Origin of the sequence: Rosenbergiella nectarea, assembly GCF_900111105.1 — a bacterium.
Taxonomy (GTDB): domain Bacteria; phylum Pseudomonadota; class Gammaproteobacteria; order Enterobacterales; family Enterobacteriaceae; genus Rosenbergiella; species Rosenbergiella nectarea.
In genome coordinates, this window is record NZ_FOGC01000009.1 from 16,516 (window position 1) to 31,894 (window position 15,379).

A 15,379-nucleotide genomic window follows, 5' to 3' on the forward strand; every position below is an offset into this window, starting at 1 on the left:
AGTTTTAGTAAAAAACCTATCATGCATTAACATATGCTATTACTTAGTGATAAAAATCATTTACAGTGCAAAGAGAAAAACTTACGCTCGCCTCGCTAGATAGCGAACTCAGATGCGATTAAAGGATGCCTGATGATACCCGCACAACTCCTCGCCGATAGAATTGTCCGCCTCAGTAATCAATTAGAAAAAGGGTTGTATGAACGCCACGATGTCATACGTCTTTGCCTGCTAGCCGCGCTCAGTGGCGAGAGTGTTTTCCTAATGGGGCCGCCAGGGATAGCGAAGAGTTTAATTGCCCGCCGAATTAAGTGTGCCTTTAAACAGGCGACTGCCTTTGAATATCTCATGACACGTTTCTCAACGCCAGAAGAAGTCTTCGGGCCTCTCTCTATTCAGGCCTTAAAAGATGAGGGGCGGTACCAACGTATTACTGAAGGGTACTTACCGGATGCGGAAGTGGTCTTCTTGGATGAAATTTGGAAAGCCGGTCCGGCGATACTGAATACCCTCTTGACCGCGATTAACGAACGCCGATTTCGTAATGGTAAGGATGAGCAGAAGATCCCGATGCGCTTATTGATCAGCGCCTCCAATGAATTACCGGATGAAGAGAGTGGGTTGGAAGCACTGTATGATCGGATGTTGATCCGTCTGTGGCTTACCAACGTTAATGAAAAACGCCACTTTCACGGCATGCTGTTACAAGTTGAAGACAGCCATTTCTCGCTAGAAGACGATAACCTCGCGATTACCGACGAAGAATATTTCCAATGGCAACAAGCCATTCCGAAGGTCTTACTCCCTGAAGAGGTCTTCGAACTCGTCTACCGACTGCGCCAACAGCTCCAGCAACTTCCCGATGCACCTTATATTTCCGATCGCCGATGGAAAAAAGCGATTCACCTGTTACAGGCCAGCGCCTTTTTCAGTGGCCGACAAGCGATTGCGCCGGTCGATCTGATCTTATTAAAAGAATGTCTGTGGCATAACGCCGCCTCGCGCACCCTCATCGAGCAAGAGATTCGCGCGCTATTACTCCACCACGCCTGGCAGCAACAACCGATGTTATTGGCATTGCAGCAAATCCAGGCCCGTAAGCAAGCGCTTCATCAAGAGCAGAGCCTTACCCAAGCCTTTAAACTGACGAAACAGAGTGCGATGTTTAGCCGAAAGCCGCATTACCAGTTACCTAACACGCTTACCGGCGAGACCTTTACCTTACTTTTACAGCATCCTCTTACCCTGCACCATTTACGCGTAACACACCTCGTTATCGAGCGTGAGGCTCTCCTCCACTGGCTACAAAAAGCGGGTGATGTGCGTGGCAAATTAAATGGCATTGGTTTTCCACAATCTCTCGATTTATCGGTCGACGAGCAAGATTGCCTAGTGATTAGGGATATTAGTCTACAAGCGACACGCTTAAATTATGAAGATGATGTCGTCAGCAGTGATATGCCGGAGGAGATTGTTAAGCAATTTACTCAGCTACATGACCGTCTCCAGCAACAACGTTTACTCTTCCGCCAACAGCAGCAATGCCTCTTTATTAATAATGAGTGGCTGGCCGAGATCGAGGCTAGCCTCCAAGAGGTTGCGGCACACATCGAACAGGCTCAGCGATGATCTCCCTTGATACATTGCTTAACCTGCTCACACTGAATGACAGTATTAACCTGAATGATTTTCTGGCGACCGTGCTTACCGCGCCGCAATTGGTCCTACTTTTCGAAAAAAGCCCCAAGCTAAAGAAAATGCTACAACGAGAGTTGCCGCAAATTAAAGCCTCCATCACGCAACAACTTAAAGATACTCCCGTCCCTGATCAATTAGCGCAAGAATTTGCTTTCTATACCCAGACGCTAGGCTTGACCTACTATCAATTTACTCAGCAACTGCAGCAAACCTGTCAGCAGCTTGAATTACTGAACTCCCCTTTTTACGAAGAAGCGCAGAGCTTACTCAAGCAGACTGGAGGGGAGTCGTTGACCCCTGCCCAACACAGTTTATTTATCCAACGTTGGCGAATGAACCTGACTCTTCAAGCGTTGACGCTCAATGACGATCTGCTAGAACAACATAAACAGAGATTAATAGAAGAATTAAAAAAACAACTCGCGATGAGCGGTTTCCTTGCGCCACTACTAAACGATGATGAAGAGATGAGTCATGGTCGATTGTGGGACCTCAGTAAGTCATCGTTGCATACCGCAGACAGTGAGCGTTTGACGGAGTACAGCCATTTTTTACGCTCGCAGCCACAACTCAATGAATTGGCGCAAAAACTGGGCCGTAGCCGAGAGTCTAAGGCGATCGCCGCAGAAAATACCCAGCTAGGTGTCGAGCAACGCTTACAATCGATGACTTGCTCTTTTCCCGAAGAGGTCCAAGGCGTGCATCAGTGTGATGATGTATTACGACTCCTGCCACCAGAGCTGGCCTCACTGAGCTTAAATGAGTTAGAAATTGAATTTTATCGCAAGCTTATCGAAAAGCGGCTCCTCACCTATCAGCTACAAGGCGAAGACCACCAGGTGGTGACCACACAACGCCCGGTTATCTATCAAGAGAAAGAACAGCAGCCCAAAGGCCCATTCATTGTCTGCGTGGATACTTCTGGCTCCATGGGCGGCTTCAATGAACGCTGCGCAAAAGCTTTTTGTTTAGCACTGCTCAAGATTGCGTTTCAAGAAAACCGGCGCTGCTTTGTGATGATGTTTACCCAAGAAATCATTCAATACGAGTTAACCGCCGAAAGTGGTATGCCTCAGCTGATCCGTTTTTTGAGCCAACGCTTTCGGGGGGGGACCGATATCGGTCATTGTCTACAAGAAGCGGTAAAACTTCTGCAAACCGACACCTGGCAGGAAGCTGATGTCGTGGTAATTTCTGATTTTGTTGCACAACGCCTCAGCGAAGAGACTCAGCAGCAGATTCGCCAGCAGCAACAACTGCATCAACAACGCTTCCATGCCGTTACGCTGTCCGATCATGGTAAGCCTCGGTTGTACCCTATTTTTGATTTTATCTGGCCTTTTGATACGAGATTAAAAAGTCGGTTAAAACGCTACGTCCGGCGCTAAATATTAAGGGGCTGCTATAGTTTGAAAATAATCATTAAGGAAAGCGACTATCGTGATAACTACAACGCTAACACCAGCTTTTACCCCTTCGCTCTCAGGCAGTGATCCAGAGCTGAAACGTCAAGAACTTCTCGATTACTTTCAAGCCACTTGGTACACCTACGAGCAATTGTTTACCTGCCTCACGGCAGAAAAGGCTTGGACGACTAAAGCGATTCCGCTTCGCCATCCGCTTATCTTTTATTACGCCCATACCGCCACCTTTTTCATCAATAAGTTGATCGCGGGGGGGTATCTCACACAGCGGATCGATGAGCGTATGGAAGCGATGATGGCGATTGGTGTCGATGAGATGAGTTGGGACGATCTCAATGACGATCATTACGCTTGGCCGACCCCTGCTGCGGTACAAGACTATCGCGACCGTGTTCGGCAACAGGTGATTGACGTAATCACTCATCTGCCTCTTACGCTCCCTATCGGTTGGAATGATCCCGCTTGGGCGATATTAATGGGTATCGAACATGAGCGTATTCATCTTGAAACCTCCAGTGTACTGATCCGTCAACTGCCTATCCATTGGGTGACCCCACAACCGGCCTGGCCCGTCTGCCCGCACTTCTCTCCAGACCGTCAAGATGTTCCTGACAATACGTTGGTTCCTCAATCAGGCGGGACATTAACGCTCGGTAAAAAAGACGATTATTACGGCTGGGATAACGAATATGGCCAACAGCTACAAACCATAGCGCCTTTTGCCGCCAGTAAAATGCTGGTTAGCCACGCCGAGTTCTACGAATTTGTCCGTGATGGCGGCTATCAAACCGCTGAGTGGTGGGATGAGGAAGGCTGGGGGTGGAGAACCTACTCTCAAGTGGATAAGCCGACCTTCTGGGTAGGCGATATTGCATCGCCCGATCACCTTAAGCTTCGCGTGCTCGCAGAAGAGATTGATTTTCCTTGGGATTGGCCTGTCGAGGTTAATCAGTTAGAAGCCTCGGCTTTCTGTCGATGGAAATCGGTGAAATCAGGCCGCTCTATTCAGCTACTTAGCGAAGGTGAATGGGCGTGGTTACGCGACCAGGTCGACGGAGACCATCCAGATTGGCAACACCCTATCGGGAATATCAATTTACAAGGCTGGGCTTCTTCTAGCCCTGTTACCTATTTTGCACAGGGTGACTTCTTCGATATCGTCGGTAATGTGTGGCAATGGACCACCACACCAATCAACGGTTATCAAGGCTTTGACGTTCATCCTCTGTATGACGATTTTTCAACCCCCACCTTTGACGGCAAACATAATTTAATCAAGGGCGGGAGCTGGATTTCAACCGGTAATGAAGCCTTAAAAGCAGCACGCTATGCTTTTCGTCGCCACTTTTTCCAACATGCTGGCTTTCGCTACGTAGAATCGACTCACCAGGAAACTATGCTAAAAAATCCTTACGAAACTGACACCATGGTCGCTCAATATCTCGACTTCCAGTACGGCGAGAACCGCTTCAGCGTAGAAAATTATGCTAAAGCCTTGGTCGAGAAAGTGATCCCCCATTGCCACAGCACCCTTCATGCCTTGGATCTCGGCTGTGCCACTGGACGCGCTAGCTTCGAGCTGAGTCGCTACTTTGATCGGGTAACCGGTATCGACTATTCAGCGCGCTTTATCGATGTGGCGTTACAACTGATGACGGGGGAAGATTTCCGTTACGCACTCCCTACCGAAGGCGAACTGGTCGATTATTATCAAGTCCGCCTTAGAGATTTCGCCATTACCGCCGAACAGTGGCAAAAAGTTGATTTTAAACAAGGGGATGCCTGCAATTTAAAGGTAACACACGCCGAGTATGATCTTATCTTTGCCTCAAACTTAATTGATCGCTTACGCGAGCCAACACGCTTCCTTAAAAGTCTTAGCGCGTTGCTGAAACCCGGTGGCGTGCTCATGCTCTCTTCACCCTATACGTGGTTAGAAGAGTTCACGCCTAAAGAAAATTGGTTAGGAGGCATTCGTGAGAACGGTGAAGCCGTCACGACCTACCAAACCTTGCAACGATTATTACGCGATGATTTTGAGGAGATTCAGCCCGCGGAAGATATTCCGTTTGTGATCCGTGAGACGGCCCGTAAACATCAATATACCGTGGCGCAAGCAAGTTATTGGCGTCGCAGAGCGTAGCGTACAAGCGCCCGTAAGGGCGTTTGTTTTTCAAGGATTGTGATATGTCTGATGCCTCACAACTCGACGAACTGGATCGAGATATTCTTAATGTTCTGCTTAAACAGGCAAAAACGCCCTACGCCGAACTGGCCAAAATGTTTGGCGTAAGTGCTGGAACCATCCACGTTCGCGTGGAAAAGATGCGGCAAAGCGGTGTGATCACTGGCACGCATATTGCGGTTGACCCGCGTAAACTAGGGTTCGATGTCTGTTGTTTTATTGGCATAATTTTAAAAAGTGCACGTGATTATCCCGCAGCATTACAAAAGCTCGAGGCACTCGATGAGGTCGTCGAGGCTTGGTACACCACTGGCCACTACAGTGTCTTTATCAAAGTCATGTGTCGATCCATCGACGCGCTACAACATGTCTTGGTCAATAAGATCCAGACCATCGACGAAATACAGTCCACTGAAACCCTGATCTCGCTACAAAACCCTATAGATCGTCCGATCAAAGCGTAATGCGCATCGACACTGTGGATAAAGTTATTAGCGCTTTGATCCACAGTGCTCAATCTTTCCTAAAAAGTTAAAAAATACTAATCCCCCTGTTATCCACAGGTGGATCACTGCTTGATCACCGAGTACAATGGCCGCCTTTATTAAGGAGGGCATATGGCTGAAATTACTTTCATTACGGGTAGCACACTGGGGAGTGCCGAGTATGTTGCAGAACATCTCGCGGATAAATTGAGCGAAGCAGGTCATACCAGTGAATTACTTCATGGCGCAGAGCTTGATGAAGTCCCGTTAGAAGGAATTTGGATCATTGTGACCTCCACGCATGGTGCCGGCGAACTCCCGGATAACCTGCTCGACTTTAATGAAGCCTTATCAGAACAAAAACCTGACCTGAGCGGCGTCCGCTATGGGGCAATTGGTCTGGGTAATAAAGAATACGATCTTTTCTGTGGTGCGATAAAGACACTCGATGAGCAGTTAACCCAACTCGGCGCGATCCGTATTGGCGATCGTTTAGAGATTGATGTTCTGGAACATGAAATCCCTGAAGATCCGGCTGAAGCATGGCTGGTGGAGTGGATTGAGAAGATTTAACCCCGTTTTAGATCGTTTTTTTTTCGAGATCCCTAGTTTTTTACTCTGTTTTTATCAGAAAGATCACTAAAGTTATGTGGATAACCATAGGCTAATCCTGCTTGAAACCGGTGTTTATCCACTTGATAACGTTAGGTCATTTCGTGGGCTGTGGATAAGTAGCGATCTTGATCCCAGCTTATACGGAGAACGATCACCGATCATTCACATGAATTGATCCCATTGGATATCCTGATATTGTTAAAGAATTATTGGTTATCCACAGAAAAGGTCGATCCTAATAATAGATCTAACAGAAAGATCATATACAGAATAAAGATCTTTCTTTTAAACCTTAAGGATCGTGCCACTTTCCCCCATTCGATAATTTAAGTAGAATTCATCACCTGGACATTCAGTCCGACAGATTTCATCAACCGAGGTACACTTCATGTTTTATCCAGATCCTTTTGACGTTATAGTCATTGGTGGGGGTCATGCTGGCACAGAAGCAGCAATGGCTGCGGCTCGTATGGGCCAAAAAACGCTATTGTTGACTCATAACATCGATACGTTGGGACAGATGTCCTGCAATCCGGCGATCGGTGGTATCGGTAAAGGCCATCTGGTTAAGGAAGTGGACGCCTTGGGTGGATTGATGGCCACCGCGATCGATCATGCAGGTATTCAGTTTAGGATACTAAACAGCAGCAAAGGCCCAGCGGTACGGGCAACTCGTGCACAAGCCGATAGGGTGCTTTACCGTCAAGCGGTAAGAACTGCCCTTGAAAATCAGCCTAACCTCATGATATTCCAACAAGCCGTTGACGATCTGATCGTAGAAAATGATCAGGTGGTGGGTGCTGTGACACAAATGGGCTTGAAATTTAAAGCACGTTCGGTGGTTCTGACGGTAGGCACCTTCCTAGACGGTAAAATTCATATCGGCTTGGATAACTTTAGTGGTGGTCGTGCCGGTGATCCGCCGTCGATCCCATTGGCCCGCCGATTACGTGAGCTACCTTTGCGTGTCGATCGCTTAAAGACCGGTACACCGCCACGTATCGATGCGCGAACGATCGACTTTAGCCAATTATCTCCGCAACACGGTGATAACCCAAGCCCAGTATTCTCATTTATGGGCAATGCTGCGCAACATCCAGAGCAAATGGCGTGTTACATCACTTACACCAATGAACAAACTCATGACGTGATCCGTAATAATTTGGATCGCAGCCCGATGTATGCAGGGATCATTGAAGGGATAGGCCCACGCTACTGCCCTTCGATCGAAGATAAAGTCATGCGCTTTGCTGATCGTAATGCGCACCAGATCTTCTTAGAACCGGAAGGCCTGACCAGTAACGAGATTTACCCTAACGGTATCTCCACCAGCTTACCTTTCGATGTTCAAATGCAAATTGTTCATTCGATGAAAGGTTTGGAGAACGCGCGGATCATTCGTCCTGGTTATGCGATTGAATATGATTTCTTTGATCCCCGTGACTTAAAGCCGTCATTGGAGAGCAAGCACATTCACGGCTTATTCTTCGCTGGACAAATCAATGGGACAACCGGTTATGAAGAAGCCGCAGCGCAAGGGTTACTCGCAGGCTTGAATGCGGGACGTTATGCTGCCGAACAAGATGCATGGACCCCAAGACGTGATGAAGCTTATATCGGGGTCTTAGTCGATGACCTATGCACACTCGGTACTAAAGAACCCTACCGTATGTTTACCTCACGGGCAGAATATCGCTTGATGCTGCGTGAAGATAACGCTGATTTGCGTCTCACCGCAATCGGTCGAGATCTCGGACTGGTTGACGACGCTCGCTGGACCGCGTTTAACCAAAAGCTGGAAATGATTGAGCTTGAGCGTCAGCGTTTACGCGATATCTGGGTCCATCCTAAATCGACAAACGTTGATGACTTGAACCAAGTGCTGAGTGCGCCATTAACCAAAGAGGCAAATGGTGAAGATTTACTTCGCCGCCCTGAAATGACCTATCAAGCCTTAACCGAATTAGCCTTGTTTACGCCATCAGTAACCGATCCGTTGGCTGCAGAGCAAGTTGAAATTCAAGTGAAGTACGAAGGCTATATTGCCCGTCAGCAAGAAGAGATCACTCGACACTTACGTAACGAAAATACGTTACTCCCTGTCGACCTTGATTATAAGAACGTCAATGGATTATCGAATGAAGTCGTGGCGAAGCTTAACGACCACAAACCGACTTCAATTGGTCAAGCTTCTCGTATTTCAGGTATTACCCCTGCGGCCATCTCAATTTTGCTGATTTGGCTTAAAAAGCAAGGATTGCTGCGTAAAAGCGCATAAGTCTGTTGAGAGGAAGTGAAAACTTCCTCTCCCTTTCGGAATAAATTCTGTGATTACACAACTTTCAAAACTTCTTAATCAGTCGGCGATTTCTCTAACCGATCAACAAAAACAACAGCTTGTTGCCTATGTTGAGTTATTAGATAAATGGAATAAAGCCTACAACTTGACCTCTGTCCGTGACCCGCAACAGATGATCGTTCGTCATATTATGGACAGTATTGTCGTCGCGCCGTATTTACAGGGCAGACGTTTTATTGATGTGGGGACGGGGCCTGGATTACCCGGTATTCCACTTTCTATTGTGATGCCGGAGGCTGAATTTACGTTGCTTGATAGCTTAGGGAAGCGTGTTAGATTCCTAAAGCAGGTGCAACATGAATTGAAACTCGAAAACATTGTCCCGGTTCAGTCTCGGGTTGAAGAATTTTCTGCCTCACCTCCCTTTGATGGGGTGATAAGCCGAGCTTTTGCTTCCATCAATGATATGTTGCATTGGTGTAAGCATCTTCCGGCTGAGGGCCATGGCTGTTTTTATGCATTAAAGGGCCAATATCCAGCAGAAGAGTGCGAATCTCTACCCTCAAATATTGAGATTGATACTTCACATCGATTGGTGGTTCCTCAACTTGATGAAGAACGGCATTTAGTAATACTTAAAAAAATATAATTGAAGGAACCGCTAAGGTTCCTTATTTCATTATAGTGATTAAAAATCTTACTTAACCATCTGTTTACAAAGCATTAAATCTTAAGGTAGTCTGTTTTTGCACGTTGACATGTGTAAACACTTTGGATAATGACTCCTACTTTGTAGGAATGAAAGGAATCGTAATGAAAGAATTGAATGTACAACAAACTCAAGAAGTCGCTGGGGGAATTTTCGGTTTCATTACTGCACCAATCGGCGCTGTGATGGGATTTGCTATTGGCACTATTGTTGATGCTGGATGCCAAGCCGGGAATCTTAAAACCTCGTTTAAATGGGCTGGTTTACAGCTTGGCGCAGGAATTGGGGCTGCCGTGGGTATTGCGCCGATTACGGCTACGGTAGGGATTGGATTAGGCGTTGTGAGTCTGGTTAATAATAAAAACAGTATCGAAGCACAAAAGGCCGCGCGTGTTTAGTTAAACGTGTAGGTTAGGAGGAAAAGCAGAGGTGTTATTTGACGATATTTCTGCTTTTCTGCTTAACTAATGTTAGGAAACAATTCGCTATAACTATTACAAAGTCCCTAATATAGAGGTGTAATAATAACCTTGTAATTACTAATGTTAACGAGTTAGTACGCTTCATATGTTTATGAAATGTTTTATTTAAGTTAATAAATACCCCCACTTCCTTCGTCATACTACGTTCAAAACGTTATTTTTTTACCGATAAACCCCGTAATCACGCATTTCTGAAAGAAATTTAAATAATTGTTCACCTTTTCGCAAGTTACAGATTGAAATCGTAGGTGCTCCCCGTATAATTTGCACGGCTTTTGCTGTTCACTCTTTAAGAGACCACAGCAGCTTTTTAAGCACACGAAATACCCTTCAGGTTAAAGAGGAATTATCACGTTATGTCATTAGCCTTTTACAGTATGCGATTGGCTAAAGCGGTACTGATGATTCAACTCGGAACGCTTAGTGTTTTGAGTTTACTTTTTATCTTGAAAAGCACTCACTATGGAGCCTCTGCTCTAGCAGGAGGGATAGCGGCTTGGTTGCCAAATATCCTATTTACGTTTCTGGCCTGGCGCCTGCAAGGGCAATCACCAGCAAAAGGGCGTGTGGCCTGGAGCTTTGCATTCGGTGAAGCGATGAAGGTTGTCTTAACCATCATCATGCTGATTGTGGCGTTGGGTGTGTGTGGGGCTGCATTTTGGCCCCTTGCAATAAGCTGGTTGTCGGTGTGTGTAGTACAAGTTATCGCACCGGTTGTAATTAACAAAAAAGGGTAAGAAGCATCATGTCCGCAGGAGAAATCTCAACCCCACAGGAATACATTGGTCACCATCTGACGCATTTACAGATCGACCTACGTACTTTCCAGTTGGTGAATGCGCACGACGCTCCGGCAACATTCTGGATACTGAATCTGGACTCTATGTTCTTTTCTGTTGTCCTGGGACTGATCTTTCTGGTGCTATTCCGCAAAGTTGCTAAAAATGTAACGAGTGGTGTGCCAGGTAAGCTTCAGGCGGCAATTGAGCTTGTTGTAGGTTTCGTCGATGCCAACGTACGTGATATGTACCATGGCAAAAGCAAACTCATCGCTCCATTGGCACTGACAATTTTCGTCTGGGTCTTCTTGATGAACTTCATGGATCTGCTACCTATTGACCTGCTGCCTTGGATTGGTGAGCATGCGTTAGGTCTGCCAGCATTGCGTGTCGTCCCATCGGCTGACGTAAACGTGACATTGTCTATGGCACTGGGCGTATTTATTTTGATTCTGTTCTACAGCATCAAAATGAAAGGGGTAGGCGGGTTCACTAAAGAACTTACTTTACAACCTTTCAATCATCCGATCTTCATCCCTATCAACCTGATTCTTGAAGGTGTTAGCTTACTGTCGAAGCCTGTTTCACTGGGTCTGCGTCTGTTCGGTAACATGTATGCGGGTGAGTTGATCTTTATCCTGATTGCAGGTCTGTTACCGTGGTGGTCACAGTGGGTTCTGAATGTGCCATGGGCCATTTTCCACATCCTGATTATTTCGTTACAGGCTTTCATCTTCATGGTCCTCACGATTGTCTATCTGTCGATGGCATCTGAAGAGCATTGATTTTTAAACCAACACTTTTGATTTGATTGAAACAAACTGGAGACTGTCATGGAAAACGTGAATATGGATCTGCTGTACATGGCTGCCGCTGTGATGATGGGTCTGGCTGCTATTGGTGCTGCGATCGGTATCGGCATCCTTGGAGGAAAATTCTTGGAAGGCGCTGCTCGTCAGCCTGACCTGATTCCTCTGCTACGTACTCAGTTCTTTGTTGTTATGGGTCTGGTAGATGCTATTCCTATGATTGCTGTAGGTCTGGGTCTCTACGTGATGTTTGCCGTCGCCTAGTAGCATTGTTGGCGAGCGTTAAGCTGGCTAACAACGAAAGAACAGAGTCTGCCGCTTATTCTTATGATGAGCGGCAGAGTAAGTTAACTTATTGAGAGGCATTGTGCTGTGAATATTAATGCAACAATCCTCGGCCAGGCCATCGCATTTATCCTGTTCGTCTTATTTTGTATGAAGTACGTATGGCCGCCAATTATGGCTGCTATCGAAAAACGTCAGAAAGAAGTTGCTGACAGTTTATCTTCTGCAGAACAAGCTAAGAAAGATCTGGATATCGCGCAAGCTAATGCGACCGACCAGCTGAAAAAAGCCAAAGAAGACGCTCAGGTTATTATTGAGCAGGCGAACAAACGTCGTACACAGATTCTGGAAGACGCGAAAGCTGAAGCGGATGCTGAACGTACTATGATCGTCGCACAAGCGCAGGCAGAAATTGATGCTGAGCGTAAACGTGCCCGTGAAGAGCTACGTAAGCAAGTTGCGTTACTGGCTGTCGCGGGAGCTGAGAAAATCATCGAGCGTTCCGTGGATGAAGCTGCTAACAGCGACATCGTTGATAAACTGGTCGCTGAACTGTAAGGAGGGAGGGGCTGATGTCTGAACTTATTACTGTAGCTCGCCCCTACGCCAAAGCAGCTTTTGACTTTGCTGTTGAGCACCAAGCTATTGATCGCTGGCAGAGCATGCTAGCATTTGCCGCAGAAGTGGTTCGCACTCCGCAGCTCGCTGAACTACTTTCAGGCGCTATCGCCTCTGAAAAAGCGGCTGCCACGGTGAACGCTGTGTGCGGTGATCAACTTGATGCCCATGGTCAGAACCTGGTGAAGGTAATGGCTACAAATGGTCGTTTGACCGCGCTTCCTGCTGTTCTGGAAAGCTTTATTCAATTACGTGATGCGTATGAAGCAACGGCGGAAGTCGACGTTATCTCTGCAAGCGCATTGAATGAGGCGCAACTGGCTAAAATCAGTGCCGCGATGGAAAAACGTTTATCACGCAAAGTTAAGCTGAATTGCAAAATCGATAAGTCTGTAATGGCAGGCGTCATCATCCGTGCGGGTGATACGGTCATCGACGGAAGTATCCGTGGCCGTCTAGATCGTCTAGCAGACGTCTTGCAGTCTTAAGGGGACTGGAGCATATGCAACTGAATTCCACCGAAATCAGCGAACTGATCAAGCAGCGTATTGCTCAGTTCGATGTGGTGAGCGAAGCTCACAATGAAGGTACTATTGTTTCTGTAAGTGACGGGATCATCCGTGTTCATGGCATCAATGATGTTATGCAGGGTGAGATGATTGCCCTACCCGGCAACCGTTACGCTATCGCACTGAACTTAGAGCGCGACTCTGTGGGTGCAGTAGTAATGGGTCCTTACGCTGATCTTGCCGAAGGCATGAAAGTGAAGTGTACTGGCCGTATTTTAGAAGTTCCTGTTGGACGTGGCCTGTTAGGCCGTGTTGTTAACACCCTTGGCGCACCTATCGATGGTAAAGGACCTGTTGAAAACGACGGTTTCTCTCCAGTTGAAATGATTGCCCCAGGTGTTATCGACCGTCAATCCGTTGATGAGCCTGTGCAAACAGGTTACAAAGCGGTTGATGCGATGATCCCAATCGGCCGTGGCCAGCGTGAGCTGATCATCGGTGACCGTCAGACCGGTAAAACCGCGATGGCGATCGATGCAATCATCAACCAACGCGATTCAGGCATCAAATGTGTTTACGTTGCTATCGGTCAGAAAGCATCGACTATCTCGAACGTTGTTCGTAAATTAGAAGAACACGGTGCACTGTCTAACACTATCGTCGTAGTCGCTTCAGCTTCTGAATCTGCTGCACTGCAATATCTTGCGCCTTATGCAGGATGTGCGATGGGTGAATACTTCCGTGACCGTGGTGAAGACGCGCTGATCGTTTATGATGATCTGTCTAAGCAAGCTGTTGCTTACCGTCAAATTTCACTGTTGCTGCGTCGTCCACCAGGACGTGAAGCATTCCCTGGTGATGTTTTCTATCTCCACTCTCGTCTGCTAGAGCGTGCTTCACGTGTTAGCGCTGAGTATGTTGAAAACTTCACTAAAGGTGCAGTGAAAGGTAAGACCGGTTCATTAACCGCGCTGCCAATCATCGAAACTCAAGCGGGTGACGTTTCTGCGTTCGTTCCGACTAACGTAATATCAATTACCGATGGTCAGATCTTCTTAGAATCGAACCTATTTAACTCCGGTATCCGTCCTGCCGTTAACCCAGGGATCTCTGTATCTCGTGTGGGGGGTGCAGCGCAGACCAAAATCATCAAGAAACTGTCTGGTGGTATTCGTACCGCATTAGCACAGTACCGTGAATTGGCAGCATTCTCACAATTCGCATCAGATCTTGATGAAGCGACTCGTAAGCAATTAGATCACGGTCAGAAAGTGACTGAGTTGCTGAAGCAAAAGCAATACGAGCCAATGTCTGTTTCTCAACAGGGTCTGGTTCTTTTTGCTGCTGAGCGTGGCTTCCTGAGTGATGTTGAACTGTCTAAGATCGGCAGTTTCGAATCTGCTCTGTTGGCTTATGCTGCTCGTGAGCATGCGGAACTGATGCAGGAAATCAACCAATCTGGTAATTACAACGGCGAAATCGAAGAGAAGTTCAAAGCTCTCCTCGAAACGTTCAAGAAAACCCAGTCCTGGTAATGTCTTGCGGCTTGCTGAGTCAGCAGGCCGCCTGACTTTGAGGAGAAGCTCATGGCCGGCGCAAAAGAGATACGTAGTAAGATTGGAAGCGTAAAAAATACGCAGAAAATCACCAAAGCGATGGAAATGGTAGCCGCCTCCAAAATGCGTAAATCGCAGGAACGCATGGCAGCCAGCCGTCCGTATGCAGAGACTATTCGCAAAGTGATTGGTCACTTAGCGTTAGGAAATCTGGAATACAAGCACCCTTACCTGGATGAGCGTGACGTTAAGCGCGTCGGCTATTTGGTCGTTTCTACAGACCGCGGGCTTTGTGGTGGCTTGAACATTAACTTGTTCAAAAAGTTAATGACTGAAATGAAAGCGTGGTCTGATAAAGGTGTTCAGAGTGATCTGGCCATTATCGGGTCGAAAGGGCTCTCATTTTTTAAAGCTGTTGGCGGTAACATTGTTGCTCAAGCAAGTGGCTTAGGCGACAAACCTGCATTGGCTGATATCATCGGTCCAGTTCAAGTGATGTTACAAGCCTTCGATGAAGGTCGTATCGACAAGCTTTATGTCGTTAGCAACAAATTTAACAACACGATGTCCCAGACCCCAACCGTTACCCAGATGCTGCCGTTACCGCCAGCTGAAGGCGAAGCAGAGTTGAAGACGAAAACTTGGGACTACCTGTACGAACCCGATCCGAAAGCGTTGCTGGATACTTTGCTACGCCGTTATGTCGAATCTCAGGTTTATCAGGGTGTTGTGGAAAACCTGGCCAGCGAGCAGGCCGCACGTATGGTGGCGATGAAAGCTGCAACCGACAACGGCGGAAACCTGATCAAAGAGCTCCAGTTGGTTTACAACAAAGCTCGTCAGGCCAGCATCACCCAGGAACTTACCGAGATCGTCTCGGGGGCCTCCGCGGTTTAACCAGGTAACGAATTAGGTAGAGGATTCAA

General features: G+C 47.1%; 15 protein-coding genes. All 15 read left to right on the top strand.

What is annotated here, in order from left to right; genetic code table 11:
* Positions 1 to 132 precede the first annotated feature (132 nt).
* A complete protein-coding gene (ravA, locus tag BMX14_RS11250; RefSeq protein WP_092676870.1) occupies positions 133 to 1,629 on the top strand; it encodes an ATPase RavA in 1,497 nt (498 codons plus the stop codon).
* The gene (viaA, locus tag BMX14_RS11255; RefSeq protein WP_092676872.1) at positions 1,626 to 3,086 is read left to right on the top strand and encodes an ATPase RavA stimulator ViaA; all 1,461 of its coding nucleotides are present in this window, start codon (positions 1,626 to 1,628) and stop codon (positions 3,084 to 3,086) included. The genes ravA and viaA overlap by 4 nt, the downstream gene beginning before the upstream one ends.
* Positions 3,087 to 3,141: 55 nt before the next feature.
* Complete coding sequence (ovoA, locus tag BMX14_RS11260) at positions 3,142 to 5,265, top strand: 5-histidylcysteine sulfoxide synthase (protein WP_092677093.1); 2,124 nt, start codon at positions 3,142 to 3,144, stop codon at positions 5,263 to 5,265.
* A gap of 44 nt (positions 5,266 to 5,309) precedes the next feature.
* Complete coding sequence (asnC, locus tag BMX14_RS11265) at positions 5,310 to 5,771, top strand: transcriptional regulator AsnC (RefSeq protein ID WP_048913076.1); 462 nt, start codon at positions 5,310 to 5,312, stop codon at positions 5,769 to 5,771.
* 153 nt (positions 5,772 to 5,924) lie between these two features.
* Positions 5,925 to 6,365: an FMN-binding protein MioC gene (gene mioC / locus BMX14_RS11270; RefSeq protein WP_092676874.1), complete on the top strand. Its 441-nt coding sequence runs from the start codon at positions 5,925 to 5,927 to the stop codon at positions 6,363 to 6,365.
* A 430-nt stretch (positions 6,366 to 6,795) separates the two neighbouring features.
* Positions 6,796 to 8,685, top strand: a complete 1,890-nt coding sequence (mnmG, locus tag BMX14_RS11275) for a tRNA uridine-5-carboxymethylaminomethyl(34) synthesis enzyme MnmG (protein ID WP_092676876.1) — start codon at positions 6,796 to 6,798, stop codon at positions 8,683 to 8,685.
* A gap of 49 nt (positions 8,686 to 8,734) precedes the next feature.
* Positions 8,735 to 9,355 (top strand): 16S rRNA (guanine(527)-N(7))-methyltransferase RsmG, encoded by a 621-nt coding sequence (gene rsmG / locus BMX14_RS11280; protein WP_092676878.1) that lies wholly within the window; start codon positions 8,735 to 8,737, stop codon positions 9,353 to 9,355.
* Between the two features lie 164 nt (positions 9,356 to 9,519).
* Positions 9,520 to 9,813: a hypothetical protein gene (locus BMX14_RS11285; protein ID WP_092676880.1), complete on the top strand. Its 294-nt coding sequence runs from the start codon at positions 9,520 to 9,522 to the stop codon at positions 9,811 to 9,813.
* A gap of 440 nt (positions 9,814 to 10,253) precedes the next feature.
* Entirely contained in the window at positions 10,254 to 10,634 is a 381-nt protein-coding gene (atpI, locus tag BMX14_RS11290) for a F0F1 ATP synthase subunit I (protein ID WP_092676882.1), read from the top strand.
* A gap of 8 nt (positions 10,635 to 10,642) precedes the next feature.
* On the top strand, positions 10,643 to 11,461 hold the full coding sequence (gene atpB, locus BMX14_RS11295) for a F0F1 ATP synthase subunit A (protein ID WP_092676884.1): 819 nt from the start codon (positions 10,643 to 10,645) through the stop codon (positions 11,459 to 11,461).
* A gap of 48 nt (positions 11,462 to 11,509) precedes the next feature.
* A complete protein-coding gene (atpE, locus tag BMX14_RS11300) occupies positions 11,510 to 11,749 on the top strand; it encodes a F0F1 ATP synthase subunit C (protein ID WP_028684986.1) in 240 nt (79 codons plus the stop codon).
* 108 nt (positions 11,750 to 11,857) lie between these two features.
* Entirely contained in the window at positions 11,858 to 12,328 is a 471-nt protein-coding gene (gene atpF / locus BMX14_RS11305; RefSeq protein ID WP_092676886.1) for a F0F1 ATP synthase subunit B, read from the top strand.
* 14 nt (positions 12,329 to 12,342) lie between these two features.
* Positions 12,343 to 12,876 carry a F0F1 ATP synthase subunit delta gene (gene atpH, locus BMX14_RS11310; protein WP_092676888.1) on the top strand — a complete coding sequence of 178 codons (534 nt, stop codon included), beginning with the start codon at positions 12,343 to 12,345 and terminating at the stop codon, positions 12,874 to 12,876.
* A 14-nt stretch (positions 12,877 to 12,890) separates the two neighbouring features.
* Positions 12,891 to 14,432 (top strand): F0F1 ATP synthase subunit alpha, encoded by a 1,542-nt coding sequence (gene atpA / locus BMX14_RS11315; RefSeq protein WP_092676890.1) that lies wholly within the window; start codon positions 12,891 to 12,893, stop codon positions 14,430 to 14,432.
* 51 nt (positions 14,433 to 14,483) lie between these two features.
* Positions 14,484 to 15,350 (top strand): F0F1 ATP synthase subunit gamma, encoded by an 867-nt coding sequence (gene atpG / locus BMX14_RS11320; protein WP_092676892.1) that lies wholly within the window; start codon positions 14,484 to 14,486, stop codon positions 15,348 to 15,350.
* The last annotated feature ends 29 nt before the right edge of the window (positions 15,351 to 15,379 follow it).

Bases quoted from the DNA above. Each gene is read 5' to 3' on its own strand.
- ravA (WP_092676870.1), top strand. From the start codon at position 133: ATGATACCCGCACAACTCCTCGCCGATAGAATTGTCCGCCTCAGTAAT.
- viaA (WP_092676872.1), top strand. From the start codon at position 1,626: ATGATCTCCCTTGATACATTGCTTAACCTGCTCACACTGAATGACAGT.
- asnC (WP_048913076.1), top strand. From the start codon at position 5,310: ATGTCTGATGCCTCACAACTCGACGAACTGGATCGAGATATTCTTAAT.
- mioC (WP_092676874.1), top strand. From the start codon at position 5,925: ATGGCTGAAATTACTTTCATTACGGGTAGCACACTGGGGAGTGCCGAG.
- mnmG (WP_092676876.1), top strand. From the start codon at position 6,796: ATGTTTTATCCAGATCCTTTTGACGTTATAGTCATTGGTGGGGGTCAT.
- BMX14_RS11285 (WP_092676880.1), top strand. From the start codon at position 9,520: ATGAAAGAATTGAATGTACAACAAACTCAAGAAGTCGCTGGGGGAATT.
- atpI (WP_092676882.1), top strand. From the start codon at position 10,254: ATGTCATTAGCCTTTTACAGTATGCGATTGGCTAAAGCGGTACTGATG.
- atpB (WP_092676884.1), top strand. From the start codon at position 10,643: ATGTCCGCAGGAGAAATCTCAACCCCACAGGAATACATTGGTCACCAT.
- atpE (WP_028684986.1), top strand. From the start codon at position 11,510: ATGGAAAACGTGAATATGGATCTGCTGTACATGGCTGCCGCTGTGATG.
- atpH (WP_092676888.1), top strand. From the start codon at position 12,343: ATGTCTGAACTTATTACTGTAGCTCGCCCCTACGCCAAAGCAGCTTTT.
- atpA (WP_092676890.1), top strand. From the start codon at position 12,891: ATGCAACTGAATTCCACCGAAATCAGCGAACTGATCAAGCAGCGTATT.
- atpG (WP_092676892.1), top strand. From the start codon at position 14,484: ATGGCCGGCGCAAAAGAGATACGTAGTAAGATTGGAAGCGTAAAAAAT.